Annotated in this window: 24 protein-coding genes; 15 read left to right on the top strand and 9 right to left on the bottom strand. The window is 64.9% G+C overall.

The window, feature by feature from the left end:
* Positions 1–196: 196 nt before the first annotated feature.
* Positions 197–982 carry an MOSC domain-containing protein gene (locus tag GS429_RS05375; RefSeq protein WP_160063449.1) on the bottom strand — a complete coding sequence of 262 codons (786 nt, stop codon included), beginning with the start codon at positions 980–982 and terminating at the stop codon, positions 197–199.
* 213 nt (positions 983–1,195) lie between these two features.
* Between GS429_RS05375 and serA the strand changes: the two genes are divergently transcribed.
* Positions 1,196–2,782 (top strand): phosphoglycerate dehydrogenase, encoded by a 1,587-nt coding sequence (gene serA / locus GS429_RS05370; protein WP_160063447.1) that lies wholly within the window; start codon positions 1,196–1,198, stop codon positions 2,780–2,782.
* Positions 2,783–2,992: 210 nt separating this feature from the next.
* Here serA and GS429_RS22580 read toward each other — a convergent pair whose 3' ends face one another.
* Positions 2,993–3,121 carry a DUF7577 domain-containing protein gene (locus tag GS429_RS22580; RefSeq protein ID WP_425438180.1) on the bottom strand — a complete coding sequence of 43 codons (129 nt, stop codon included), beginning with the start codon at positions 3,119–3,121 and terminating at the stop codon, positions 2,993–2,995.
* A gap of 408 nt (positions 3,122–3,529) precedes the next feature.
* On the opposite strand from GS429_RS22580, the gene hisI reads away from it, so the two are divergent.
* The 5 genes from hisI to GS429_RS05345 all read left to right on the top strand — a co-directional run bounded on the left by hisI (position 3,530) and on the right by GS429_RS05345 (position 7,861).
* A complete protein-coding gene (gene hisI, locus GS429_RS05365) occupies positions 3,530–3,901 on the top strand; it encodes a phosphoribosyl-AMP cyclohydrolase (protein WP_160063445.1) in 372 nt (123 codons plus the stop codon).
* A gap of 6 nt (positions 3,902–3,907) precedes the next feature.
* The gene (locus tag GS429_RS05360) at positions 3,908–5,074 is read left to right on the top strand and encodes a DUF7118 family protein (protein ID WP_160063443.1); all 1,167 of its coding nucleotides are present in this window, start codon (positions 3,908–3,910) and stop codon (positions 5,072–5,074) included.
* A 147-nt stretch (positions 5,075–5,221) separates the two neighbouring features.
* The gene (locus GS429_RS05355; RefSeq protein WP_160063441.1) at positions 5,222–6,670 is read left to right on the top strand and encodes an amidase; all 1,449 of its coding nucleotides are present in this window, start codon (positions 5,222–5,224) and stop codon (positions 6,668–6,670) included.
* Between the two features lie 150 nt (positions 6,671–6,820).
* Positions 6,821–7,246: a universal stress protein gene (locus GS429_RS05350; RefSeq protein WP_160063439.1), complete on the top strand. Its 426-nt coding sequence runs from the start codon at positions 6,821–6,823 to the stop codon at positions 7,244–7,246.
* A 123-nt stretch (positions 7,247–7,369) separates the two neighbouring features.
* Positions 7,370–7,861: an HPP family protein gene (locus GS429_RS05345; protein WP_160063437.1), complete on the top strand. Its 492-nt coding sequence runs from the start codon at positions 7,370–7,372 to the stop codon at positions 7,859–7,861.
* A 225-nt stretch (positions 7,862–8,086) separates the two neighbouring features.
* On the opposite strand, the gene glmM is transcribed toward GS429_RS05345, so the two are convergent.
* A complete protein-coding gene (gene glmM / locus GS429_RS05340) occupies positions 8,087–9,451 on the bottom strand; it encodes a phosphoglucosamine mutase (RefSeq protein ID WP_160063435.1) in 1,365 nt (454 codons plus the stop codon).
* 82 nt (positions 9,452–9,533) lie between these two features.
* On the opposite strand from glmM, the gene GS429_RS05335 reads away from it, so the two are divergent.
* The 4 genes from GS429_RS05335 (at position 9,534) to GS429_RS05320 (ending at position 12,931) form a co-directional block, all read left to right on the top strand.
* Positions 9,534–10,439 (top strand): HVO_0234 family beta-propeller protein, encoded by a 906-nt coding sequence (locus GS429_RS05335; RefSeq protein WP_160063433.1) that lies wholly within the window; start codon positions 9,534–9,536, stop codon positions 10,437–10,439.
* 85 nt (positions 10,440–10,524) lie between these two features.
* Positions 10,525–11,067, top strand: a complete 543-nt coding sequence (locus GS429_RS05330) for an Ig-like domain-containing protein (RefSeq protein ID WP_160063431.1) — start codon at positions 10,525–10,527, stop codon at positions 11,065–11,067.
* 235 nt (positions 11,068–11,302) lie between these two features.
* Positions 11,303–12,157: a ribose-phosphate diphosphokinase gene (locus GS429_RS05325; RefSeq protein ID WP_160063429.1), complete on the top strand. Its 855-nt coding sequence runs from the start codon at positions 11,303–11,305 to the stop codon at positions 12,155–12,157.
* A gap of 231 nt (positions 12,158–12,388) precedes the next feature.
* Complete coding sequence (locus GS429_RS05320) at positions 12,389–12,931, top strand: heme NO-binding domain-containing protein (RefSeq protein WP_160063427.1); 543 nt, start codon at positions 12,389–12,391, stop codon at positions 12,929–12,931.
* Between the two features lie 34 nt (positions 12,932–12,965).
* Here GS429_RS05320 and GS429_RS05315 read toward each other — a convergent pair whose 3' ends face one another.
* Positions 12,966–15,170: a CARDB domain-containing protein gene (locus GS429_RS05315; RefSeq protein ID WP_328821254.1), complete on the bottom strand. Its 2,205-nt coding sequence runs from the start codon at positions 15,168–15,170 to the stop codon at positions 12,966–12,968.
* 125 nt (positions 15,171–15,295) lie between these two features.
* Here GS429_RS05315 and GS429_RS05310 point away from each other — a divergent pair, with 125 nt between their 5' ends.
* Positions 15,296–15,490: a hypothetical protein gene (locus tag GS429_RS05310; RefSeq protein WP_160063425.1), complete on the top strand. Its 195-nt coding sequence runs from the start codon at positions 15,296–15,298 to the stop codon at positions 15,488–15,490.
* 80 nt (positions 15,491–15,570) lie between these two features.
* On the opposite strand, the gene ileS is transcribed toward GS429_RS05310, so the two are convergent.
* Entirely contained in the window at positions 15,571–18,798 is a 3,228-nt protein-coding gene (gene ileS / locus GS429_RS05305; protein ID WP_160063423.1) for an isoleucine--tRNA ligase, read from the bottom strand.
* A gap of 98 nt (positions 18,799–18,896) precedes the next feature.
* Positions 18,897–19,139 (bottom strand): DUF8151 family protein, encoded by a 243-nt coding sequence (locus GS429_RS05300; RefSeq protein ID WP_160063421.1) that lies wholly within the window; start codon positions 19,137–19,139, stop codon positions 18,897–18,899.
* A 94-nt stretch (positions 19,140–19,233) separates the two neighbouring features.
* Here GS429_RS05300 and GS429_RS05295 point away from each other — a divergent pair, with 94 nt between their 5' ends.
* The 3 genes from GS429_RS05295 to GS429_RS05285 all read left to right on the top strand — a co-directional run bounded on the left by GS429_RS05295 (position 19,234) and on the right by GS429_RS05285 (position 21,108).
* Positions 19,234–19,950, top strand: coding sequence for a uracil-DNA glycosylase (locus GS429_RS05295; RefSeq protein WP_425438179.1), 717 nt, complete (start codon positions 19,234–19,236; stop codon positions 19,948–19,950).
* A gap of 440 nt (positions 19,951–20,390) precedes the next feature.
* A complete protein-coding gene (locus GS429_RS05290; protein ID WP_160063419.1) occupies positions 20,391–20,810 on the top strand; it encodes an HIT family protein in 420 nt (139 codons plus the stop codon).
* A 73-nt stretch (positions 20,811–20,883) separates the two neighbouring features.
* Entirely contained in the window at positions 20,884–21,108 is a 225-nt protein-coding gene (locus GS429_RS05285; protein WP_160063417.1) for a hypothetical protein, read from the top strand.
* A 25-nt stretch (positions 21,109–21,133) separates the two neighbouring features.
* Here the strand turns inward: GS429_RS05285 and GS429_RS05280 are convergent, their stop codons facing one another.
* From GS429_RS05280 to GS429_RS05270, 3 genes are all read right to left on the bottom strand, one after another.
* Entirely contained in the window at positions 21,134–22,237 is a 1,104-nt protein-coding gene (locus GS429_RS05280) for an A24 family peptidase C-terminal domain-containing protein (RefSeq protein ID WP_328821253.1), read from the bottom strand.
* Positions 22,238–22,387: 150 nt separating this feature from the next.
* Positions 22,388–22,777 (bottom strand): ferredoxin Fer, encoded by a 390-nt coding sequence (gene fer, locus GS429_RS05275; protein WP_160063415.1) that lies wholly within the window; start codon positions 22,775–22,777, stop codon positions 22,388–22,390.
* A 272-nt stretch (positions 22,778–23,049) separates the two neighbouring features.
* Entirely contained in the window at positions 23,050–24,231 is a 1,182-nt protein-coding gene (locus GS429_RS05270; RefSeq protein WP_328821252.1) for an inorganic phosphate transporter, read from the bottom strand.
* A gap of 349 nt (positions 24,232–24,580) precedes the next feature.
* Between GS429_RS05270 and GS429_RS05265 the strand changes: the two genes are divergently transcribed.
* The coding region (locus GS429_RS05265; protein ID WP_160063413.1) for a hypothetical protein at positions 24,581–24,986 on the top strand (406 nt) is incomplete at its 3' end.

Below are 24,986 nucleotides of genomic sequence, written 5' to 3'. Positions count from 1 at the left end.
ATGGCGGGATGCGTTCCGGACGAACGAAGCGACTCAGACGGATTGGTGGCGGTCAGTTCCGGTCGTCCGCGTTCTGCGGAGGCCGGTACATCGACATCGGTACGGTAGGCCGCCTCATACGGATTGCTGTAACTATGTACCGCCGATCACCGACCACGTCCCGATGATCGGCGGTAATTGACTACAGGAAACCGTCTCAGTCGTCGACGACGCGAACCCCGTCACCGACGCGAAGCGTCTCGCCGCGGTCGGACCCCGGCACCCGCGCGATGAGCATGACCGTGTAGTAGTGATCGAACGCCGCTTCGTCGGCCCAATCGGGAAACGTCGCCTCGCGCTTCTGGACGAACCGCTCTCGAAACTCGGGGAGCGCGTCGCCCGTGTCGGGATCGCGCTTGGGGACGACACAGCGACCGCAGGGCGTGACGCCCTCGAGTCGAACGCCGTCGATTTTGAACGCTGGCGCGTCGTCGCCGACGAATCGGTCCTCCCAGAACGGCTCGACGCCGCCGATCTCGATGTTCGCCCGGAGCCGACGCCGGACGCCGTCGACGGTCAGGTCGTCGAACCAGTCCGCGACGGTCTCGAGCGTCGCCGTACTGATCACCGACGGCCCCATCTCGCGTCGGTCGACGAACCCCAACGTTCGGTCTCGCTCGAGGCTTACGTCGACGCCGAAAACGCCGCTGAACCACTCCGCGGCGCGGTCGCGGTCCGTCGCCGTTTCGAGGCTGAACTGCACGACTTCGCCGTCGGAGGCCTCGTCCCGGGCCTCGAGGACGGCCGTATCGGGATCGAAACCCGTCCTCAGGTCGTGGACCCGCTCGGTTCGCTTGCCGTTGATCACGTCGCCGTCGGCGTCTTCGAGCGCGAACTCCCGGTCGCGAGCCAGCGTGCCGCCCTCGAGCACGTCGGCCGCCTCGAGTTCGATGCCGTCGAGTCCCTTCACCGGATACACCCTGAGTCGGTCGAGTAGGGCCATTAGTGGTACGTACCACGAGACCCACATATAGGTGTCCGTTCGAACAGTTCCGACCGGGCATTCGGGACACGACCTCATCGTTTCGCGGGTGATTTGCTCGACCGTCCGGTCTTGGATACCGCGGAGAGAGCAGTTCGAACTGCTGTTGAGGTAGTTTTTGCCACCCATGGCAACAACGGAAGGGTTTACACGATTCGACCGGTTGTCTCGCGCATGAAGGTACTCGTCACGGATCCGATCGCTGACGCGGGTCTGGACGTACTCAGAGATGCCGGCCACGAGGTCGAGACAGGCTACGAACTCGAGGGCGACGCCCTCCTCGACGCGGTCTCGGACGCGAACGGACTGATCGTCCGTTCGGGGACCGAGGTGACCGACGAGGTGCTTGAGGCCGCCGACGAACTCGCCATCGTCGGCCGAGCGGGCATCGGGGTCGACAACATCGACATCGAGGCCGCGACGGATGAAGGAGTCATCGTCGCCAATGCGCCCGAAGGGAACGTTCGCGCGGCGGCCGAACACACCGTCGCGATGACGTTCGCGACCGCCCGATCGATTCCGCAGGCTCACATCCGCCTGAAAAACGGCGAGTGGGCCAAAAGCGACTACCTCGGTGCCGAACTCGACGGCAAGACTCTGGGCGTCGTCGGTCTCGGTCGGGTCGGCCAGGAAGTCGCCAAGAAACTCGACTCGCTGGGCATGGACATCGTCGCGTTCGACCCCTACATCTCCGAGGAGCGTGCCGATCGCCTCGGCGCGGAACTCGTCGACTTCGAGGACTGTCTCGAGCGCGCCGATTTCCTGACCATCCACACGCCGCTGACCCCCGAAACGGAGGGCATGATCGGCGAGGACGAACTGGATCTGCTCGGCAACGGCTACATCGTCAACGTCGGCCGCGGCGGCATCATCGACGAGGACGCGCTCGCCGCCAAGGTCGACGACGGCACCCTCGCCGGCGCGGCGCTGGACGTCTTCGCCGAGGAACCGCTCTCGGCGGATTCACCGCTGCTCGAACACGACGAGATCATCGTCACGCCCCACCTCGGCGCGTCCACGGAGGCCGCCCAGGAGAACGTCGCGACTTCGACGGCCGAACAGGTCAACGCCGCACTCGTCGGCGAACCGGTCGCGAACGCGCTTAACGCGCCCTCGATCGACGAGAGCGCGTTCCCCCGCGTCGAGCCCTACATCGAGATCGCGGAGACGGCCGGCAAGGTCGCTGCCCAGTTGCTCGACGGTCGCATCGAGACCATCGAGATCACCTACGAAGGCGACATCGCCGACGAGGACGTCGAGTTCGTCAGCGCGAGCGCGCTGAAGGGTGTCTTTCAGCCCCTCGAGTGGCAGGTCAACGCGGTCAACGCGCCACAGATCGCGGAGGATCGGGGCGTCGACGTGACAGAATCGAAAACGCGCCAGGCCGAGGACTTCCAGAGCCTGATTTCGGTGACGGTGAGCAACGACGAGGACGAAGTCTCCGTCGACGGGACCCTCTTTGCGGGTGACGATCCGCGGATCGTCCGCGTCGACGGCTACCGCGTTGACGCCATTCCACACGGCAAGATGGTCGTCACGCGAAACACCGACGAACCCGGCGTCATCGGACTCATCGGCTCCGTGATGGGCAAACACGGCGTCAACATCGCGGGCATGTTCAACGCCCGCGAAACCATCGGCGGGGAGGCGCTGACGGTCTACAACGTCGACAGTCAGGTCCCCGACGCGGCCAAGGAGGATCTCGAGGCGGACGAGCGGATCATCGGCATCAACTACATCACGCTGAACGGACAGGCCTGATACGGTTTGCCGTAACGATTTGCCGGTGGGACCGCGAGTCGTTCTGCGGTCCCATCGGAAATGACATACGGCAGACAGTATGAGTCGAACCACAACCCGGTATCGGCCTCACCGGTCGTCAACGCCGTTCTTCTCGTCAGTTCCGAACTCTAACCGCAATACCGAGTAGTGGGGTGGCGATTTCGAGTATCTCTCCCCCGTTGCCGTCGCTCACGGTTTCGTGTCGGCCTGTGCGGGCAACGTCTGCAGGCAGTTACGACAGTACGTGTAGAAGTGATCGTTCTCGGTCCCGCACACTCGGCAGCTAACTGGCCGGTCGATGGTCGTTCGCGAACTCATTACCGTGTATCGGGCCCCGTATCAAATACCCTGCTAGCAGACGTTTGCAAGCCCAGAAGCGGCACATAGCTCACACTTCTCGAGAGCTCGGGACGGCGCGACGCTCCTTCAGGCGGTTCCTGCAGTATCGAAACGTCGATAGGTCGGCTCGCAATCGGTCTCTTGGTGCTGACAGGTCCGGTCGCCATTTCGTTCGAAGCCGGGCGTTCGCCATCGGTGTCTGGCTCGTTGCGCTGTCGGTCGTAGTGGCGATACTGATGCCCGCGTCCGTTCGATGACACGCACGCGCTCCGCATCCGGATCGATTGGATGAACAACGAAGAGGGGAGGAGGCGGTGCGCGCACCGACCGTCGAACCGTGAGACGGTGGCAAAAGACCTATCGCCCTTCCAAACCTTCTTCCCGCATATGGACGACGGCATCGCGGTCGACTTCGGCGAGGACGGACTCGTCCCCGCCGTTGCACAGGATTCGGAGACGGGCGAGGTGCTCATGCTCGCCTACGTCTCGCCGGAGGCCTTGACGCGGACCCGCGAGACGGGACGGGCCCACTACTACTCCCGCAGCCGGGACGAACTGTGGGAGAAGGGGAAGACGAGCGGCCACGTCCAGACCGTCGAGGAAGTCCGGGTCGACTGCGACGCCGATACGCTGCTCTACCTGGTCGACCAGGAAGGCGGCGCGTGTCACACCGGCCATCGGTCGTGTTTCTACCGCACCATCGAGGGAGAGAACGTCGGCGAACAGGTGTTCGACCCCGACGCCGTTTACGACGACTAACAGACGATGAGCGAGCGCGTTCACCACTCCGGCGCGGACTCCGGCGACGAACGGTCTCCGCTCGAGGCCCTCGAGGGTGCCCGAAATCGCTTCGCGGAGGCCGAACGACGGATCGACGACCACGGCGGCGAGGCCGTCGCCGAGGCCGCCGAAGCCTACCGAGACGCGACGAAACTGCTCGAGGACTACGTCGACCGGGCGACGGGAACCGGCCGGGAGAACTTCAAGGCCTACATCGAACTCGAGGGGAAGTTCGACTCGCTGGTCGAGGGTCTGCCGGCCGATCTCAAGGGCCGCGAGGCGTTCGAGGAGGCCCTCGATGCGATCGACAAGCGCCGGCTCAGCGAATCGGATTTCGAGCGGGCTCACGACGCCCTCGAGCCCGCCGGCCAGTACGCCGAGTTGCTCGACGAACGCGAGGCCGCCCGCGAGGCGATCGACGACGCCCGAACGGCCGCGGCCAAACGGCTTCGGACGCTGGATGACGAAATCGACGATCGCGAGCGCCTGCTCGAACTCGCGAACGCGGATCTCGACGCGCCGGTCGGGGATCTCCGTGACCCCATCGAGGCGTACAACGAGGCGATCGAGACGGCCTTCGAGGAGTTTCGCCTCGAGGCCTCCGCTCGGGAGGTGTTCGCGCTGCTCGAGCGCAGCCGCTGGTACCCCTTCGTCGACTACGAACAGCCGCCGGACGATCTGGCCGCCTACGTTCGAGAGGATCCGGCCGGCGAGTACACGATTCCGGAACTGCTCGACTACGCCACGTACTCCCGGTCGAAGCTCGAGCACTACGTCGAGAGCGCGGACGAACTCAAGCGGCAGGTCGCGACCCAGCAGACGTTTCTCGACGGGATCGACGGCGAGCCGCTGACGATCGAGTGGCCGCCGAGCGAGGCGGCCGTCCTCCGGCGGCGGACCCGCGAGATCCGACCGTTCGTCGAGCGGGTCGCCGACGAGGATCTCGTCGCTCGACTGCGATCGATCCGCCGGCTCACGACCGCTCCCGAGTTCGAGTACGACCGCCTGCAGACGGCGGCCCAGGCCGTCGCCCAGCTTACGCCTGCGGAACGTGAACGCCTGACCGACGGCCGGGTCGCGGCCGAACTCGAGTCCATGCGGTCCGAACGCGAGCGCCTGACGGAGACGCTCGAGGTCGACGATCCGATCTAAGCCGGTCCGAGCGAATTCCCCGGTTTTCCGTTCGCCGTGTCGCGAGGACGAGTCCCGCCGGTGAACGCGTACGCGAACGCGAAAGCGAAGTGTGACAGTGAAATCCGTCGGTATCGTTATTGGAAATGAGGTAACATACCACACAGTATGGACAACGATTCCGACGCAGTACGGGATGCTGCGACGGCGTTCGGCATCGATCTGGAGCCGGAGGAAATCGCGGCGTATGCCGACGGTATCGACGACGTTCGCGCGCAGCTGTCGACTCTCGAGTCGTCGACGCCGGAGACCGACGAGCGTGCGGCAGACGTCAGTGAGGGAACTGATCAGCACAACGCGTTCCGATACCGCTGTCGGCTCTCCGGTGAGACGGGAGCACTGGCCGGACTCGAGGTCGCAGTGAAGGACTGTATCGCGGTCGCGGGCGTGCCGATGACCTGCGGGTCGGCGGCCGTCGAGTTCACGCCGGACTACAGCGCGACGGTCACCCGACGGCTTCTGGACGCGGGTGCGGATCTCGTGGGCACGACCAATATGGACGAGTTCGCGTACTTCAGCACCGGTGAAACCTGTGCGCACGGCCGCACCGAGAACCCCGTCGTCGACGGCTGCGTCCCCGGCGGCTCCTCGAGCGGTTCGGGTGCGGCGGTCGCCGCGGGTGCGGTCGACGTTGCACTCGGCAGCGACACCGGGGGATCGATCCGGATTCCGGCGTCGTTCTGCGGCGTCGTCGGGTTCAAACCGACACATCGAACGGTGCCCCGCTTTGGTTTCGCCGACCTTTCCCCGTCGCTCGACCACGTCGGGCCGCTCGCCAGGGATGTCGAGACTGCCGCCAAGAGCCTCGAAGCGATCTCCGGACCGGCGCACGCGGATCCATCGACGCTCGGCGTCGAGCCTGCGACCGGGGTGGCTGACGCCGTCGGCAAACCCGTCGATGAGCTTCGGATCGGCGTCGTCGAGGAGGCGATGGCGCTTTCGACCGACGGCGTTGTTGAGACGGTTCGGGACGGGACGACGGCTCTCGCCGACGCAGGGGCGACCGTCGAAGACGTGTCGGTGCCGGGGTATCTGGAGGCTCCGCTGGCGGTGCTCGGGACGATGGGGCCGGAGTTCTCGAGGCTTATCCGTACCAACGGACAGCTCTACGGCACCGGAACGGGGTACAGCGAGGCGTGGCGAACGGCGGTCGCTACCACGACCGATTCCGGCGGATACGGCGAGAACGTTCGCGATCAATTGATCACCGGCGACGCGACCGATGCGACCACTGACGGTCGCCTGTACGTGGCGGCTCAGAACGTTCGCCGGGAGTTTACCGAGACCGTCGACGACCGGCTGGCCGACTACGACGCCCTCGTGACGCCGACCACGCCGATCCCCGCGCCGCCGTTCGGCGAGGTGACCGCCCTCGACGATCTCGTCCAGACCGTCGCCAACACCGGTCCGTTCAACCTGACCGGCCATCCCGCACTGTCCGTTCCCTGCGGCGAAACCGACGGCAAACCCGTCGGCTTCCAGATCGTCGCCGACCGCCACGCCGAGCCGACAGCCGTCCGGCTGGGTGCCACAGTCGAAGCGGCAGTCGGACCCTGATCCCCAAGCGGTTTCGGACGGCGGAACTCGATTCAACTGCCTGGGACGTAACGTAACCGACTACTCCACTCCAATCAGATCTCGCCGTCTCGAGACCCTCTGTGCCACACCGTGCCAATAACTGAAGGGGCCGACGGCCGTACAGTCGGTATGACCAGACACCTGCTCGTTCCCATGGACGACTCCGCGACGGCCCGCGCGGCCCTCGAGCACGCACTCACCGTCTTCCCCGACGACGAGGTGACGGTCGTCCATGCGGTCGACGACCTCGAGGCGGGCTACGCCGGGCGGCCGCCGGTGACGGTAAGCGGCGATGGCGACGAGACCGAACCCGAGTTCTTCGCCGACGTTCGCTCGATCGCCGATCGACGCGGCGACACCATCGAGACGGCCGTCATCGAGGGAACGTCGGCGGACGCGATCCTCGAGTACGCCGAGGACGCGGGTATCGATCAGATCGTCATGGGAAGCGAAGGACGGTCGGGCGTCTCTCGGATGTTGTTGGGAAGCGTCGCCGAGGCCGTCACGCGGCGGTCGTCGATTCCGGTGACGATCGTGCCGTCGTCGACGGCGTAGGCGTCCGGTCCGCGGCCGCCGATACAAAGCCGGCCGATAGATCCGTCGGGGTGTCGGTTCACTCGCGAACCCGACGACTGCCGAATCGGGGGTGTTTTTCGTTCGAGTCGCAAAGCCGACGCCATGGACGACCGGACGGGGACGACGCTGCACACCGGCTTCTTACTCTCGACGACCGCGGTGCTAGCGTGGCTGTCCGGGCTTCCGATGCTCTTTCCGAGTCTCGGGCCGTCGGCGTTCGTGCTGGCGCTGTTCCAGAACAGCGACGCGACCGCGCCGCGGCGGGTGATCGGCGGCCACGCCATCGGCGTCGTCGCCGGCCTGCTGGCGTATCACCTGCTCGCGAGCGGCGTTTCCATGACGGCCGCGACGGATCCCGGCTCGCTCGAGGGGTTTAGACTCGCGGCGAGCGGCGTCCTCGCGACGACGCTGACCGCGGGCGGAATGCTCGCGACCGAGACCCGACATCCGCCGGCCTGCGCGACGACGCTGATCGTCTCCCTCGGCCTGCTGTCGACGGTACTCGAGGGCGCGCTGATCGTTCTCGCGGTCGTCGTGCTGGTGGTCGCCCACCGGCTGTTGCTCGTCTCGATACAGAAACTGCCGCGGAATTGACGATCCGACGCCGTCGTAGGAACACCGTCGACGCTCTCGTTTTTTCGCCCCTCGCTCGATCGCACTCCTGATACTGTTTCGTTACGATCACGGAACCGAACCAACGAACGCGGGTGGGTTTCGAACGCGGCGTTCGCGTCGTTGCTCGAGTCGACGAATTGCTGTCCCGAACGGCACGACGCGACCGCGCTGCGGTCGCCCGACAGCGGTCGATAACGCCCCGTCTCAGGCCTCGCGCTTCGCCTCGTCCAGCGTCTCGTACAGTTCGTCGGCCAGTTCTTTCGCGCGGTCTTCGTCGCGGGCCTCGGCGTAAATTCGGACGAGCGGCTCGGTTCCCGAGGGGCGGGCGAGCACCCACGCGTCGCCGTGATCGAGCCGGTAGCCGTCACGCGTGTTGAGTTCGGCGTCGGACGACTGCGCGTGATTCGCGGCCGCGTCTAACATCGCGTCGCGTTCGGCCGTCGACTCGTACTCGATGTTGTGCCGGACGTTCGCGTATCCGTCGTAAGGCGCGACGATCTCGCTGACCGGCCGCTCGGCGACGAGTTCGAGGAACCGGGCCGCGGTGAACGCGCCGTCTCGCGAGAGCCGGAAGGAGGGGAAGAAGATCCCGCCGTTGCCCTCGCCCGCGATCGGGACGCGCTTGCCGTTAGCTTCGAGTTCTTCGATCCGGGTGATGATGTTCGTCGAGCCGATGGGCGTCAGCTCGAGGTCGGCACCGATTTCGGTGACGACGTCGACAAGCCGCTGGGAGACGTTGACCGCCGAGACGGTCGTATCCCCGGCCTCGAGTTCGGCCGCGGCCAGCGCGGCCAGGGCGGCGTCGCCCTCGACGTACTCCCCGTTTTCGTCGAAGAAGATGGCGCGGTCGGCGTCGCCGTCGTGTGCGATGCCGATGTCGGCGTCGGTGGCCCGGACCAGTTGGCCGAGTTCCTCGAGGTTACCGGGGACCGGTTCGGGATCCCGACCGGGGAACTGGCCGTCGGGTTGGCCGTTGACGGTGACGACGCGACAGCCCAGATCGCGGAAGAATTCGGGGCTCGTGAGCGAACCCGCACCGTGGCCGGGATCGAGCGCGACCGTCAGGTCGGCGTCGGCGATGGTCTCTCGGTCCGCCGCCGCGAGCAGTTCGTCGACGTACGCTTGCGCGGTACTCTCGACCTCCCGCACGCGGCCGGTCTCGTCCCACGGAGCGACGTCGAACGCTTCCGTGAGCAACACCTCTTCGATCGACTCGAGGTCCGACACCGCGAGTTCGATGCCGTCCCGGCCGACGAGTTTGACGCCGTTGTACTGCGGCGGGTTGTGCGAGGCCGTGATCACTATCACGGGGACCCCCTCCCGTTCGGCGTAGGCCTGTGCACCCGGCGTCGGTACGATCCCGAGTCGGTCGATGTCGGTCCCCGTACTGGCGAGTCCGCTCGCGGCCGCGTCGGCCAACATCCGTCCGGTGTATCGGGTATCGCGCGCGATAGCAACCCGATCGGCCCCCCAAGCCGTTCCCGCCGCTTTCGCGACGCGCAGGACGAACGCGGGCGTCAACTCCTCGTTGGCGACGCCGCGTGTCCCGCTCGATCCGAATACTTGCATTACGCGCTAGTCCGACCGGATACCCCAAAGGGATTCCGAAGCAGACAGAACGCTTTCGGCGCGTGACCCCGACCGTCTACGTATGCATTCGATCGAGGAGAAACGCGTCTACGACGACCGCGAGGGAGCCACCGAGGCCTACGTCGCGAGTTCGATCGGCGTCGTCCGCGTTCGCGTCGCCGGCGACACCGTCGGCGAGTTCGGCCTCTGTGATCGCTGTAACGCCCGCGACATCGCGGCGACGGACGACGCCGTCGCCATCGCGACCGACGAAGACGTCCGAATTCTGTCGCTCGAGGACGACGACCCGACCTTCGTCGACGCCGGGTTCGGCCCTGCGGTCGCCGTCGGCTACGGCGACACGGGGCTGATCGTCGCCGGTCCCGACGGCGATGTCGCCCGGTTGGTGGCCGACTCGAGTACGGCTACCGACTCGAACGCGACTGGCGATGCCGGTTCAGTTACCGGTGCGTGGGTCTCGCTCGAGAGCGACGCGATCCCGGCGGTCCGGGCGATCGATCGCGACCTCATCGGGACCGATGCCGGCGTCTACCGCGTCCACGAGTCGGGTCTCGACCATGCCGGCCTCACGGACGTCCGCGACGTCTCCGCGGCCGGGGTCCCCCTCGCCGCGACCGCCGACGGTCTCTACAAACTCGGCAACGGCTGGATGGAAGCGCTCGACGGGCCGTTCGAGACGGTCGCTGCGGACCCACACACCGAACCCGGACGGCTGTCGCGCGCCGGCGCGGTCTCCGGAACGACGATTTACGCCTACGACGCCGAGGCGGAGACCTGGGCGGAGTACGACCGCTCGAGCGCGCCGATCGTCGGCATCGGTTACGGACGGACGATCTACGCCGTCACGGAACGCGGAACCTTTCTCTCGGCGACTCCCGAGGCCGAGGCCGAGGACGACGAGCCGTGGCGCTCGCGAACGCTCGGTATCGGGGACGTGACCGGACTCGCCGTTCCACGAACCGAGTAACGCGATCCGTCCACCTGCGTTCGCGCTGACGAACTCGAGGCGTCTGACGGACATTTAACTATCCTGGTTACTTTGCAATCCGAACATGAGCGAGCTTCCACGCCGCCGACTTCTCGCGGTGACCGGCACGACGCTTACGGCCGCCGTCGCGGGCTGTTCGAGCAGCGACAACGGCGACGAGAACGAGGACAACGGGGACGCGGCCGACCCGGACTCCGACCTCGACCCCGATTCGGAAAACGGGGAACCCGACACCGAAAGCACGACCGCCGTCGACGGCACGGTACTCGGTGACATCACCATCGATAATCTGAACGCGACGGCTCACTCGGTCGACGTCATCGTCGAGTTCGACGGTGAGATCGAGGCCTGGGAAACCGCGTCACTCGAGTCCGACAGCGGCGTCACACTCGAACGAAGCTGGCCGTCCGATCCGGGTGAGTTTCGCGTGACGGCTCGCCTCGACGAGGCGGAACTGAGCGAGATCACGTCGGCCGAGCGCGATCCGGATTGTCTGAACCTCTTCGTGCGCATCGATCGCGACGGCGATCTGGCGTTTCTGACCAACACCGACGGCGGCCCCTGTGGCGACGGCGCCGCGGATCTCGACGACGCCGAGGAAGAGTAGTACAGTAGCTACTGAACCGATTTCCATACTGATCGAAACGCTATCGTCCGGTCAGATGCGTATTGACTTTCGGTAGCTACTGTAGTCGTCCTGTGCCGGCTCTACGATTGCCGACGCTCACCGCTGGTTCCATCCCCACAACCGACGCCTTCCGGTACCGTCCCGTCACCCGCCACTCGACGTGACCGACATCGAGAACGAAAACTGGTTTATCCCCCGCGCTGTCCACTCGAGTATGACTACGATCGTCAGCGGCTCCGAATCGCAGGCGCTTGCCGCTGCGCTCTCCCGCGAACTGGAGGCATCGCTCGCCGTCGTCGAGTACGACCGGTTCCCGGACGGCGAACTGCTCGCCGCCGTTCCCGAGTTCGACGACGATCGGGCGATCATCGTCGGCTCGACGGTCTCGAGCGACGCACACCTCGAACTCCTCCAGCTTCAAGACGCCGTCCGCGAGGCCGGTGCCGAAGACGTCGTCACCGTCGTGCCGTACATGGGCTACGGCCGGCAGGACCGAGCCTTCGAGTCGGGCCACCCCGTCTCCGCGCGGGCGGTCGCCCGGGCGATTTCGACCGGCGCGGATCGCGTGCTGACCGTCAACCCCCACGAGAAAGCGGTGTGTGAGTTCTTCGAACCGACGGCGACCGCCGTCGACGCGGCGGACCAGCTCGCCGAACCGCTCCCGGATGCCCTCAAGAACCCGGTCTTCCTTTCGCCCGACGCGGGAGCGGTCGAACTCGCCGAAACGGTCCGAGACGCCTACGGCGACGGCGAGACGGACTACTTCGAGAAGACGCGCCACTCGGGCACCGAGGTCGAGATCACGCCCAGCGACGTCGACGTCGCCGGCCGCGACGTCGTCGTCACGGACGACATCATCGCAACGGGGTCGACCATGAGCGAAGCCGTTGGCGTCCTGCAGGAGCGAGACGTCGGTCGGGTTTTCGTCACCTGCGTCCACCCGCTGCTCGCCCGTAACGCCGTTACGAAACTGTCTCGAGCGGGCGTCGAGACGATCTACGGGACCGATACGATCGAGGGACAGACGAGTGCAGTTTCGGTTGCGCCGTCGCTCGCAGCGCAGTTGTAGTCATACTGCCGGGCAGAAGTCGACGAAGAAGATTCGCCGGACGGAGACGGCGAATCGCCACAGTAGTTCTGTCCAGCAGTATCAGTATCGCTCTCCCCTCGGCCGCTATCTTTGTAACTGTTAAGTGACTACTGTACACTGAGTAACCTACTAGCCGTTCGAAGGGGTCGCCCCGACGGGACAGCGCAGCGCGTTCGACCCTCAATAGCAGTCCACGACACACCAGGTCAGATGCACGGAATCGTCCACAAAACCGTCAAAGAGTACGTCGTCGCGAAGACTGACGAGGAGACCTGGCAGTCGATCGTCGACCGCACGGGGATCGAGTCGACGCTGTATCTGCCCGTCTCCGCCTACGATGATAACGAAATCGAGGTGATCCTCGAGACGCTGTCGTCGATGGCGGTCCAGGAACGGCCACAGATCGAACGCGATCTCGGTCGGACGCTCGGACCCGAACTGCTGACCACGTTCAACGCTCACGTTCGCAACGAATGGGGCCTGTTCGATCTTCTCGAGCACGTAGAGTCGATCGCGGAGGCCGTCGACGCGACGACCAATGCGAACTCGCTGCCGGCGGTATCCTGTACTCGAGAGTCGCCTGCTCGTGCACGCGTCACGTATCGGACGCATCGGGAGACGGTCTACTGCGCGCTGGCCCACGGCATTCTCGAGGGGTTCGCCGCCGATTTCGAGGCCGACGCGACCGTCACGAAACGGGCCTGCGTTCGCGACGGGGACGAGGCGTGTGTGTTTCTGGTCGAGGGCGCGTAACCACGTAACGGATTCTCGACCGGCGTTCAGCGCGTCAGCCCCGCCGTCCGAGGACCGTCACCGCGAGGACGACCCCCAGTGCCACGACGACCGCAGCAGCAGCGGCAGCGGCGCCGAAGCCGGGTACCGAGTCGAGTTGCCCCAGCACGCCGCCGACGGTGGCCGTCGCGGACTGACCGCCGGTCGTAACCTCGTACCGACCTTCGTCGTCGAAGGAAAGGGTCGCCTCGACGGTCCCGGTCTCGCCGGGTGCGAGTGCGATCGGCTGGCCGGCCGCGGTAGCCACTGCGGTTCGGAACTCGAGCGTGCCCGCGGCGGGGACGGGGCCCTCGTTCGCGACGGTTGCAGTTGCCGTCACCGACTCGCCGGGATTGGCGCTCTCGGGGGCGACCCGCAGGTCGGTCACGGTCAGGCTCGGCGTCGACCGGACGAACACCGTCAGTCGATCCGAGCCGATACGAACGTCGTAAACGCCCGGCTCCGTAGGCTTCCACGAAAACGTCTCGGCTGCGCTCTCGCCGGCCTCGAGAACGGTCCGTCTGTAGTCGACGATATCGCCGTCGATCTGGAGGGTCGCGTCGGCGGTGCCGGCTCGGTCGCCGACGTTGTCGATTTCGACCGGGACCGTGACGGGTTCGCCGGCCGGCACCGCCAGCACGCCGTTGTCGGCGGTGGCGTCTCCGCTTTCGGTTTCGGTTCCGCCTGCAGCGTCGCGATCGTCGACACCGTCTCGCTCGCTCCGATTCCAGCGCTCCCACGGCTCGCCCGCGACCTCGATCGGCGCCGATCCGAGTCGATACTCGACGGCTGGTCCCGACTGATCGAACGCCGCGCGGTGTTCGGATCGGCTCCACGCGTCAGGCGTCGCCGCCGTTTGCGTGTATCGCTCGGCGGTAGCTCGCACGTCTTCGCCGCCCGCGGCCTCGAGCGCCGCCAGGAACTCTCGCTCGCCGATCTGCCCGTCCTGAGCGTTCAGCGTCCGAAAGACGTCATCGAGCGTCCGGTCGCCGTCGGTCGCCAGCCGCAGCTGTCGATCCAGTTCGCCGTAGACCAGCGCCCCCTTCGCGTAGTCGGTCCGTTCGTGGTCCCAACTCCCCGGGTCGGCGAGCACGCCGTCCGCGTAGGGTGAGCGCTCGCCGCGCTCGAGCAGCCGACTGAACTCGTCGAAGCTGACGAGCCCCTGTTCGTAGGCGAGCAAGCCGGCGTAATAGTCGGCCTGGGCCTCGACGAGCCACGCGGCTGACGCCCCGGTGCCGGCGTTAGCAAACCCCTGTCGAACGTGGACGTACTCGTGGAGCCAGACGTTGGTCGGCTCCGAGAGGCCCGCGTCGGCGACGACCCACGCGTCCGATTGGCCGTACTGGACCCCTCTTGGACCCCAGTCGACGTCGCTCGGAACGGCGATGACGACTCCCTCGGGACTGCTCGAGCCCACGTCGAGTCGTTCGCTTGCGGCCCCGAGACTATCGAGAATGTCCGCCGGGGACTCCTGCAGGTCGGCGGCGTCGGGAACGACCAGCCGGATAGTCTCTCCGCCTACGGTCCGCTCGTATTCGGTTACCGGTCCGAAGACGGCCATGTCGCTGCCGGCCGCGCCGGGACCGTCTACGGTAACCGTCTCCTCGACGCCGATAGCGACGGACGCGGGTTTCTTGTAGCTGAGCCTCGCGTCGGGAACCTGTACGACGCCCCAGTCGCCGGTCTCGACGAAGGTGTAGCCGTCCTCGAGCGCGGTCGGTGCTGGTGTCGTCGTGGACGCGGCCGGTGCCGTCGACTCCAGCGTCCCGTTCGAATCCGAGTGTTCGTCGTGGTGGTGGCCCACGTCACCCGTCCGATTAGCCGGCATCGTCAGCCGAATCGCGGGCTCGTCGGTCGTCTCGGTCCAGCGGTACGTTCCCTGATCGGTCGCCTCGAAGCCCTCGGCGTCCGCGACGTCGGCTTCGGGCTCGAGTTCGATCTCGAGCCCGCTTATCGGGGCCGGAACCTCGACGGAAATCTCGGCCTCGAACTCGCCCGGCCGATCCGGCAGTTGTCGGAGTTCCGTGGTCCGATGCAGGATATCGTCTTCGTCGGTTATGGCGGCGCTCGAGCCGTCGCTCACAGCAGTTTCAACGGGTGGCTCAGTACCGCCGGCTTCGGAACCGGCTGGTGTCGACGACCCACCGACGCCGGCGATACCGGCTGGGACGGCTCCGAGAAGCAGCAAAACGATGACGAGAACGACGGCCCGGGATGTCACTACCCCTCTCTGGCAAATCAGCCATTATGACTCTTGTGACCTCGAGACTGTCCGTGCAGTTATGTTTTCTATCGTCTGTGTACCAGTACTCACACTTATCACTCACGAGCAAACAGTGAGTATAGATGGCAAGCAACACCCCTCAGAACGGCAGAATAGTTGCACTCGTGTTTCTCGCGATAGGCCTGGCGCTCATCCTCGGCGGCACGTTCGACCTCCCGGATCACTTACCGGATGGTGTCTTCTACGTGCTAGTGGGAGTTGTCCTTCTCTTGGGTGCGGGGGTCTTATTCTGGCTCAAAAGGGGTACTGACGGCTGATCGGCATCTGCATCGAATCGGCCGTTTTACGCTGAATTACGGTGTTATCGAAAAGATCGGTTCGCGACGTTCGGCGGTCGTTAATCGGACGCCTCAGCGGCGGCCAGCGGTTCGATCGCAATCTCCATCGACACGCCTTCGACCTCCCACTCCTTCCGGTTGCCGTCGTCGACCTCGAGGTCGCCCATCTCGTCGGCGCGAACCTCTTCGCGGATCAGGTCCTCGCGCTCGGCGACCAGGTCGGCGATACGGTCGTCGTCGATCGCGTACTCGAGCGCGATCCGTTCCTCGACGTCGAGTTCGAGATCCTTGCGCATCTCCTGCACTCGCCGGATGACCTCGCGAGCGTAGCCCTCGCTCTCGATGTCGTCGGTCAGCGAGGCGTCGACGTAGGCGACGCCGCGGTCGTCGCCGTTCAAGCCGAAGGCGGTGCCGGCGACGCCGTCGGGCGTCTGCGTGACGAACGAAACCATCGATTCCTCGATTTTCTCGCCGTCTTCGAGCACGTCTTCGACGGCCGCCTCGATCGCTTCGAGGCCCGGTTCGTCGATACGGGCTTCGTTGAGCGCGTTCATGACCTGGCCCGCCCGGTCGCCGAAGGCCGGGCCGAGTTCGCTCATGTCCGCTTCGGCGCTGTAGTTCAGTTCGCCCCAGCGGTCGTCTGGCGAGACGAGTTCGATCTCGCGGGCGTTGAGCCGATCCTCGAGCAGCGCGGTGTGGCGCTCGACGGCTTCGACGGTCCGCTGGTCGTCGGCGGCGACGACGACGCGCGGGACGGGCCAGCGAAGCTTCCGGCCGGCCTGTTGGCGCGCGTTCGCGCCGGCTTCCTCGATCGCACGGAGGATGGCGACATCCGTCTCGAGCTGTTCGTCCTGCCAGTACTCCTCGACCGTCGGCCAGTCCTCCATGTGGACGGTGTCGTGCTCGGCGTCGCCGGCCAGCGTTCCGTAGATCTCCTCGCTGACGAAGGGCGCGTAGGGGGCGAGGAGCGCGACGCTTTCCCGAAGCACGCGGTAGATCGTCGCGTACGCCGCGTTTTTCGAGTCGCTGTCTTCCTCTTCCCACATGCGCTCGCGAACGGCCTGGATGTAGAACCGTGAGACGTCTTCGACGACGAACTCGATAAGCGCCTCGAGGGCGCGGTCCTGGCGGAACTCCTCGAGATGGTCGGTCATCTCGGCCTCGGTGGACTGCAGGCGAGCGAGAATCCACTCGTCGATCAGTTCGAGATCCTCGTCGACGTCTTCGAGCGTGGTTTCGTCCGGGTCAAAGCCGTCCAGCCGCATGTACGGCAGCGGGAACCGGAAGACGTTCCACAGCGTCCGGAGGTGGTTCTCCATCGTCCCCATCTCCTCCCAGGAAAAGCGCATGTCATCGCCCTGTGGATTCGCCGAGAGCAGGAACATGCGCATCGCGTCGGAGCCGTGGCGCTCGATAGCCTCGTCTGGTTCGACGACGTTCCCGACGGACTTGGACATCTTGCGGCCGTCCTCGTCCAGCGCGTGGCCGTGCATCAGGACCGTGTCGTAGGGCACTTCGCCCATCGCGGCGGTCCCCATCCCCAGCTGGGACCAGAACCAGCCCCGCGTCTGGTCGTGGGCCTCGAGGATGAAATCGGCGGGCCAGAGCTCGTCGAACTGGCTGTCGTCGGACGGGAAGTCGAGCGTCCCCCACGAGGCGACGGAGGAGTCGAGCCAGACGTCGAAGACGTCGGGTACGCGCGTGTAGGTAGTTCCGTCTTCGGTGATGGTGAGGTCGTCGACCGTGTCCTTGTGCAGGTCGACGGTTGCGGGGTCGATATCCTGATCGACGCGTTCGGCGAGCTCCTCGCGCTCGCTGATGACGATTCGGTCCTCGTCGTCGTCCCGGTCCTCGGGCGTCCAGACCGGAAGCGGGATGCCCCAGTAGCGCTGACGGGAGACGTTCCAGTCCGGAGCCTCCTCGACGAAGTCCCGGAAGCGGTTGTCTCGAGCCCAGTCGGGGTGCCACTCGCTGTCCTCGATGTTGTCGAGCAACTCGTCTTTGACGTCCGTGATCGTGATGAACCACTGGTCGGTGACGATCTGGAGGATGCCCGTATCGCAGCGCCAACAGTGACCGTAGCTGTGGTGGACGGTACCCGACGCGAGGAGCGCGCCGTTCTCGTCCAGGTCGGCCGTGATCTCCTCGTCCGCTTCTTTGACGAACTGTCCCTCGTACTTGCCGGCTTCGTCGGTGTAGACGCCGTCGCCGCCGACGGGACAGAAGATCGGGAAGCCGAGTTCGCGACCGCGCTCGAAGTCCTCCTCACCGTGGCCGGGTGCGGAGTGGACCAGCCCGGTGCCGTCGCCGTGCGTGTCGACGTAGTCGGCGGCGTACACCTCGAGTGCGCCCTCATGGTCGGCGTGGTCGGGGACCTCCTCGGAGAGAGGGTGGTCGTAGGACCAGCCGATCAGTTCCTCGCCGGTGAGCTCTTCGACGACTTCGTACTCTTCGTAGCGTCCCTCCTTGAGGACTTCCTCGTGTTTCGCTTCGGCGAGATAAAGGAGTTCTCCGTCTCGTGGCTCGCGCTCGCCGTCTTTTACCGCACGGACGCCGACGTAGTCGCCTTCGGGGTCGACGGCGGTGAACGTGTTCGCGGGGATCGTCCACGGCGTGGTCGTCCAGATAACGATCGAGCCCTCGCGCTCGGAGAGATCGAATTTGACGTAGATCGAGGGGTCCTCGACGTTTTCGTACTCGACTTCGTTGTTCGCGATGGCGGTCTCACAGCGTGGACACTGGGAAATCGAGCGATGGCCCTTCTCGACTAGGCCGCGGTCTGCGGCCTTCGAGAAGCCCCACCAGGCGGCTTCCATGTACTCGGGAGTGACGGTCCGGTAGGGATCGTCCCAGTCCATCCAGACGCCGAAGGACTTGAAGTCCTCCTGGAGTCCCTCGAGTTGCTCATTGGCGTACTCCTTACACGCCTGGATGAAGTTCTCCTCGCCGTACTCCTCGATGTCCTTCTTGTTCTCGAAGCCGAGTTGTTCCTCGACTTTCGTCTCGATGGGAAGCCCGTGCATGTCATAGCCCGGACGGTCCGTCACGTCGTACCCCTGCATCCGCATGAATCGGATGTAGACGTCCTTCAGCGACTTGTTCCAGGTGGTTCCCATGTGTGCCGATCCCGACGTGTACGGCGGGCCGTCGACGAAGAAGAACGATTCGCCGTCCGATCGGTGCTCGACCGTCTGCTCGTAGGCGTCGACGTCGTCCCAGTAGTCGAAGACCCGTTGCTCTACGGCGTGGGGATCGTACTGGTCGTCGACCTCGTCGAACCTGCTCATACGCAAGCACACTCACTCCGTGATTAAAGGGGAATCGGTCCTGCAGGCGACGGCGTAGCTGTTCGGTTCGGCGGCGGTGAGAGAAGGAGGCGGTTCGACTACTGTCCGACGTTTAGTAAGTTCACGGCCACTTTCTTGTAACCGATTCCGTACACGCCGGCATACAGCATGATACAGCCGATCGCGGCGAGCCACACGCCGACCATGGCCTCGCCGGAGCCGAAGTGCTGGAGACTCGCGTATTCGGCGGCGATACCGCCCGCGGTCAACACGCCGGCGATGATCGTATAGGCGAGCATTGGCAGTAGTTCTGCGAGTACTTCCGGAGTAGCCGATCCCATTTGCTGGTGGGAGCCGCTCTACAAAGGTAAACCTATCCCTCCGACGAAATCCGGACCCGAGCGATCTAACCCGATCGAGGCCGTCGATACGGTCGTGTCTCCGTCACCCTCCAGTAACGATTCGACTCCCGATCCCACTACATCTGACGGCGAGTCCGCGTCCGCGACCGATCCCGCCTTTCCGGCCACGCGAAACGTGATCGAACCTGGCTGCGACCGGTGTCCGGCGCTCACAGACGGTCGAGAGTGCATCTCGTGGGGGACCGGCCCGCTCGACGCGAGCGTCCTCGTCGTCGGCGAAGCGCCGGGCCGCGGCAATCCCGACGCTGACCGGTGGCAGGGCGGGAACTGGACCGGCAAGGCGTACACGTCCCGCCACTCCGGTCGGCGGATCCGCCGCATGCTCGCGCGGATCGGCTACGGGGACGACGCCTACTACACGAACGCGGTCAAGTGCTTTCCGTCGGACCCGGACGATCCGACGAGCAACCGCGAACCCGCGCCCGAGGAGCGGGCGAACTGCCGCGGTCACCTGCTGACCGAAATTGAAACCGTCGAGCCCGACGTGGTCCTCGCGACCGGCAAACACGCAACGAAGACGGTCCTCGCCGCCGAAGACCGTCACCTCGAGGGGTTCATCGACAGCGTTCTCGAGCCCGTTCGCTGTGACCGACTCGGCGTCTGGCTCGTGCCGATACTGCATCCGTCGTACCAGGACGTCTGGATCGGCCGACTCGGATTCGAACCCGAGGAGTATCTCGAGGAGATTCGAGCGACGCTCGAAGCGGTCCGAACGCGGTCCGACGCCTAATTGCCGCGGTTCCACTTCGCTGCGGTTTCCGGTCATCGTTCGCCGGAACGTCCCCGCGAGAGAGACCGGTCAGACCGATCGACCGATCGGTCACACTATCGGTACCGAACATCCCGGATACGGCGGCCGCTACCTGCTTATCTGGCGCTCACGCAGTCGTTACCAAAAAATCGACAGCGGTGGTGTCAGGATGCGTGATGTGGTGCTGGTACAGATGCGATACGGTGACGCCCTGGTGGGCACTCGACCCGAGACAGACATCGGTATTGAACATTCGCGATCGTCGAACTCAATTCTCGAGAAATAAGTCGGATTACGCTGACTTTACCCCAGTTTAACCGCTTGAGACGGGTGAATCTCTTCGGTCGGGCACCTGCTTCGGTGGATCGCGAGTGCTCGAGCGGGTAAGTTTCTTACAGCGGGCCGACACACACTCGCGTATGAGCACGATCTTCAGTCAGATCATCGAGGGAGAGATCCCCGCCCGAATCGTGTACGAAGACGAGACGACGATCGCTTTTCTCGATGCCAACCCGCTGGCACCGGGCCACACACTGGTGATCCCGAAAGCGGAGTACGAACGACTGAACGACGTGCCCGACGACGTCGCCACGGATCTCTACGCGACGATTCATCAGTTAGTGCCCGCCGTCGAAGACGCCGTCGACGCCGACGCGACGACCGTCGCGTTCAACAACGGCGAGGAAGCCGGCCAGGAGGTGCCACACGTCCACTGCCATATCGTCCCCCGCTTCGAGGGCGACGGCGGTGGCCCCATCCACGGGATCGCCGGCGACGTCCCGGACCTCGCTGACGACGAACTGGACGACATCGCCGCGGACATCGAGTCTCGAGCCTGAACTCCGCTCCGACTAATCGGCACGGGGGGTGCGCCGCCGTGACGCTTTTCTCGCTTGCGCGTGACGCTCGCGTATGATCGCGAATCTCGCTGCGCAGTTTCGGGCCCACCCCATCGCCACGGCCCTCGAACTCGGCAGCGTCCTCGTCTGTTTCCTGCTGTTCGTGGGGACGCTCGTGTTGCTCTCCAGCGGCGCGCCGACCGGTCGTGGCGAGCCGTGGCTCGCGCTGATCGGAATCGGCGCCGCGTTCGTCGTCTTCTGGACGGCGCTGGTGCCGCTGTACGAACGAACGATGTAGCACAAGCACAGGGATCGGTGACCGCTCAGAACAACGTCCCGATAAGCAGGTCCCCGTAGACGAGTGCGATCACCAGCCCGGCGAACACCGGCACCAGAAACGGTGTTCCCGGCGAGATCCAGACCGTCTCCTTGGCGGCGAGCACCTCGAGTCCCTCCCGAAGTTCCTCGGGCGTGGTGCCGTAAGCCGTGCCCTCGATATCGGCGAGGAAGGCCTCCGCACCCCACGGGTCGGCTGTCGATTCGGAGTCGGTAGCGCCGGCGGGTGCTGCGCTCGACTCGGCGTCTGTGTCGAGGTTCCGTTCGGATTCGGTTGCGTCCCCGAGTGCGTCGGCATCGTCTGCGTCCTCGACCTCGTCTAGATCGTCCGCACCCTCGAGTGCCCTCCCGCCGTCGCTCCGAACCGCCGCCGTCACCGCGCCGTCGGTCGGCGGATTCGGCTCGTCGGGCAGCGTCGCTGGATCGCGGTACCGATCGCGGTGGTTTCGTACGTCCGCTAGCGTGAGTCCGCGCCAGCGCAGGTACATCCGCAGCGCGTCCAGATCGAGGCCGCCGCGGGAGCGCCCTTCCGGGGTCTCGAGGAGTCGGCCGTGGGTCACGGGAATCCGATCGGTCGAGACGGGCCAGCCGATGACCATCACCGACGAAACCCGGCCGGCGGCGGCGTTGCGAAGCGCGATGACGACCGGAACCGCGATCCCGACGATGACGGCGTTCGTCAGGATGGTAAACGAAAACGTCCCGATAGGGGTGCTCGTCAGCGGCAGCGTCCACGACCCAACCGCGTACTGGGGGAAGGTCGGAAACAGCAGCGCGAGAACGAGCAGCGCCTTCGCGTCGGCACCGCCGAAGCCGCCGAACCACCAGAACAGGTACGCGATGGGGACGACGAAGCCGAGACTCACCGCCGTCGGGATGAGAAACTCGTGACTCCAGGCGTAGCTGTCGGCGTTCCAGGCGAGCCAGCCGTCCCAGACGAGCAGGACGGCTCCGAGGAGGGCGAGGGGAATCCAGACGGTACTCGAGACCCGCCTGGTCTTGATATCGCGAATCGCGACCCAGGCGAAGACGGGGACGGCGACGAGCCGAAGGAGGTCGGGCGTCGTCGCCACGGAGCCAGCGAGTGTCACAGGTACCTCTCTCGAAGTGGGGGAGTGTTATCCTTTCGGCTCCGTCGGATCCGGAGTGTGCGCCGTGGCTCTTCGCTGGCCGTTGTGATCGTGAAAATGCATCCCCGGTGACGGGGGTCGCCTGGAAACCGTTCGGTTTCCGCTGCGATCTTAAATGACGCGGTTCTGCAGGTAGTCGAGGTGTTTCGCGTTGTAGACGATCTGCACCTCGTCGGTCTCGGCCGAGCCGATGCAGGTCAGACGGACGTTCTTGTCCTCGACTTCCTCGTCCGAGAGGATCTGCTGCATGTCCATGTCGATCTCGCCCTCGTAGACGATGGCCGCACAGTTCGCACAGGCGCCTGCACGGCAGGAGAAGGGCCAGTCGTAGCCCTGAGCCTCAGCAGCCTCGAGGATGTACTCACCTTCGGCCACGTCGAGGGATCCGTAGTCCTCCTCGTCGAGACCGGCGTCTGCGGCCTCGTCGAAGAGATCGTCGTCGTCCATCTCCCATCCGTGGTCGTCCAACACTTCGTAGTTGAGGTATTCTACCGTGGGCATCACCCGATGATTCGAGTCCCGCACTGGTATAGCTTGCTGTTCGGTCTTCAATTGTCTTTCACTCGGATTTCGGACGTTCGAAGGAAAGAATCTCAATATCCGTCAAACGACGGGTCGGAAACTAGCTGAGAAAATGAAATGCTGGCTCGGTCGTCGTTTCACTGCGAGTCGCGTCTCGCTCGTTCGGTCAGGATTCGGTGGGCACAGCGGGGCGGGAAGACACGAGTTCGCGTACGCCGTTTGCATCGAGGACACGTCGAGGGACGGTCCTCTCAGAAGCCGAAAATGGGGACGAACCGGAACGTGAGGAAGGCGCCGACCGTCGAAATAACCGGGACGACGTTTTGCATGAGGACGACACGGGCCGTCGTCGACGGATCGAAGAGGTCGGAGGCTTTCGGAATGTTTTCGGGTTTTTCCTCGCCAATATCGGGTGACTGCTCGCCTTCCTCTTCGGCGGTTAGGGCACCGACGGAGACCCTGGTTTCTTCGCCGGCTCTGACGTCCGACAAGGTGGTCGTCCGGGTTGCCCGGCCCCAACCGAGGCCGATGATGCTCATCGTCGCGATGACGACGAAACTCGCGGGGATACCGATCCACGAGAGGCCGATGACGATTCCCGAGCTGATGACGGCGACGACGATTGCGGCCGTCAGCGGGAGGTTCGTAATGTCGTTGCCCAGCGTGTCAAGCGTCCGGCGGGCGATGGTAAAACAGCCGACCGCGACGGCCGCGGAGCCGATCAGGATCAGGGGGATCATGTCGATGTCGCCGGTGCCGTAGATCGGTGCGATGGCGTTGGCGATGTTGCTCGTTCCCGAGGAGAAGGCCATCAGACAGCCGATTGCGACGACGACCAGTGCGCCCGAAATCTCGCGTCGATCGGCGTTTTCCCCGAAGCGGAGTCGAGGAGCGAGACCCGAGCGGTCGACGGTGACCATTTCGCGGCCCTCTCGGTTCCCCTCGATAGCGACCCAGGCGTTGATTCGCGGGTAAAAATAGCGCCCGACGACCCCAGCCACCCAGAACCCGATGATCGGGGCGACGATCCACCAGACGACGATCTCTCCCAGAACGGCAAGGTTGAGTTCGCCGGTCGCGAAACCGAGTGCGGCGATCGCACCGACGGCGGTCATCGAGGTCGAAGCGGGAACGCCGGCGTAGTTGCCCACGAAAAGCGCGCCGCCGATGAAAAAGAGGACGGCGACGTTCGATCGCATGGTGAAGATCCCCGTATCGTGGACGAGGTCGTTCCCGAGCGTGTCGACGACCTGCGGACCGATTGTGATCGCGCCGACGAAGAAGAAAATCGACATCAGCGTCGCCGCCATTAATTTCGTGATCACGTTGGCACCGACGGCCGGACCGAACGCAGGCCCTGTCGTTGCACCGCCGATGTTGTAGCCCACGAACACCGCGACCAGGAGCCCCACGATAAGCAGTACTTCTGTCACGTCCGTACTCACATCATCCGGCCCTAAAAATACGCCTATCTGATACCAGCGATCGAAACCGCGTACTCGCCGTTCGAATGGTCATCCGTCTGTCACGCCGGTTGGCCGGTCGCCAATCCATCGCGGTCGGCCCGGAAGCACCGACGTTCGGCGATCGTCCGTGATGCGTTTCGATCCTAAAGAACTTCAACAGTCATACCATGGAGTACAGTATCATGTATTTCGATAGGACACTCAATTCGAGAGACCAGCAGGGGGGAATCCGACCGATGTCTCGGCCCATCGGGACCGACGCCGGTAGCGAACGGCCAACAGCCGTCCGATTCGGCCGTATCGGTGGCGATCAGCCATGCTAAATCCGGTTCGGGTCGACGCGGCCGTTGACCTCGCGTACGGTGCACTGATTGCCCTGTCGATCGTCCTGATAATGGTCCTCGGGACGAACGTCGGAATCGCGTTCGGGGTCGGCGTGTTCGCTTCCTACGTCGTTCACGTCGTCTGGAAGATGGCGCGTTTCGATCCCGACTGGATGACCAGGGCCGTTCAGGAATCGGTCGAAGAAAGCGTCGGTGAAACCGTCGAGAAGAGCGTCGGCGAGACTGTCGAGAAGCAGGTCGGTGAGACGGTCGAAAAGCAGGTTGGCGAAACGGTCGAGAAGACGGTCGGCGAGACGGTCGAAGAGAAAGTCGGCGAAACTGTCGAGGAGAGTGTCAGTGAAACCGTCGAAGAGACAGTCGGTGAAACCGTCGAGGAGA

Source organism: Natronorubrum halalkaliphilum, assembly GCF_009834785.1.
Taxonomy (GTDB): domain Archaea; phylum Halobacteriota; class Halobacteria; order Halobacteriales; family Natrialbaceae; genus Natronorubrum; species Natronorubrum halalkaliphilum.
This window is presented reverse-complemented; position numbering and strand designations above follow the sequence as displayed.

Coding starts and splice junctions, on each gene's coding strand:
- GS429_RS05375 (WP_160063449.1), bottom strand. CDS start 982: ATGGCCCTACTCGACCGACTCAGGGTGTATCCGGTGAAGGGACTCGAC.
- serA (WP_160063447.1), top strand. CDS start 1,196: ATGAAGGTACTCGTCACGGATCCGATCGCTGACGCGGGTCTGGACGTA.
- GS429_RS22580 (WP_425438180.1), bottom strand. CDS start 3,121: ATGAGTTCGCGAACGACCATCGACCGGCCAGTTAGCTGCCGAGTGTGC.
- hisI (WP_160063445.1), top strand. CDS start 3,530: ATGGACGACGGCATCGCGGTCGACTTCGGCGAGGACGGACTCGTCCCC.
- GS429_RS05360 (WP_160063443.1), top strand. CDS start 3,908: ATGAGCGAGCGCGTTCACCACTCCGGCGCGGACTCCGGCGACGAACGG.
- GS429_RS05355 (WP_160063441.1), top strand. CDS start 5,222: ATGGACAACGATTCCGACGCAGTACGGGATGCTGCGACGGCGTTCGGC.
- GS429_RS05350 (WP_160063439.1), top strand. CDS start 6,821: ATGACCAGACACCTGCTCGTTCCCATGGACGACTCCGCGACGGCCCGC.
- GS429_RS05345 (WP_160063437.1), top strand. CDS start 7,370: ATGGACGACCGGACGGGGACGACGCTGCACACCGGCTTCTTACTCTCG.
- glmM (WP_160063435.1), bottom strand. CDS start 9,451: ATGCAAGTATTCGGATCGAGCGGGACACGCGGCGTCGCCAACGAGGAG.
- GS429_RS05335 (WP_160063433.1), top strand. CDS start 9,534: ATGCATTCGATCGAGGAGAAACGCGTCTACGACGACCGCGAGGGAGCC.
- GS429_RS05330 (WP_160063431.1), top strand. CDS start 10,525: ATGAGCGAGCTTCCACGCCGCCGACTTCTCGCGGTGACCGGCACGACG.
- GS429_RS05325 (WP_160063429.1), top strand. CDS start 11,303: ATGACTACGATCGTCAGCGGCTCCGAATCGCAGGCGCTTGCCGCTGCG.
- GS429_RS05320 (WP_160063427.1), top strand. CDS start 12,389: ATGCACGGAATCGTCCACAAAACCGTCAAAGAGTACGTCGTCGCGAAG.
- GS429_RS05310 (WP_160063425.1), top strand. CDS start 15,296: ATGGCAAGCAACACCCCTCAGAACGGCAGAATAGTTGCACTCGTGTTT.
- ileS (WP_160063423.1), bottom strand. CDS start 18,798: ATGAGCAGGTTCGACGAGGTCGACGACCAGTACGATCCCCACGCCGTA.
- GS429_RS05300 (WP_160063421.1), bottom strand. CDS start 19,139: ATGGGATCGGCTACTCCGGAAGTACTCGCAGAACTACTGCCAATGCTC.
- GS429_RS05290 (WP_160063419.1), top strand. CDS start 20,391: ATGAGCACGATCTTCAGTCAGATCATCGAGGGAGAGATCCCCGCCCGA.
- GS429_RS05285 (WP_160063417.1), top strand. CDS start 20,884: ATGATCGCGAATCTCGCTGCGCAGTTTCGGGCCCACCCCATCGCCACG.
- fer (WP_160063415.1), bottom strand. CDS start 22,777: ATGCCCACGGTAGAATACCTCAACTACGAAGTGTTGGACGACCACGGA.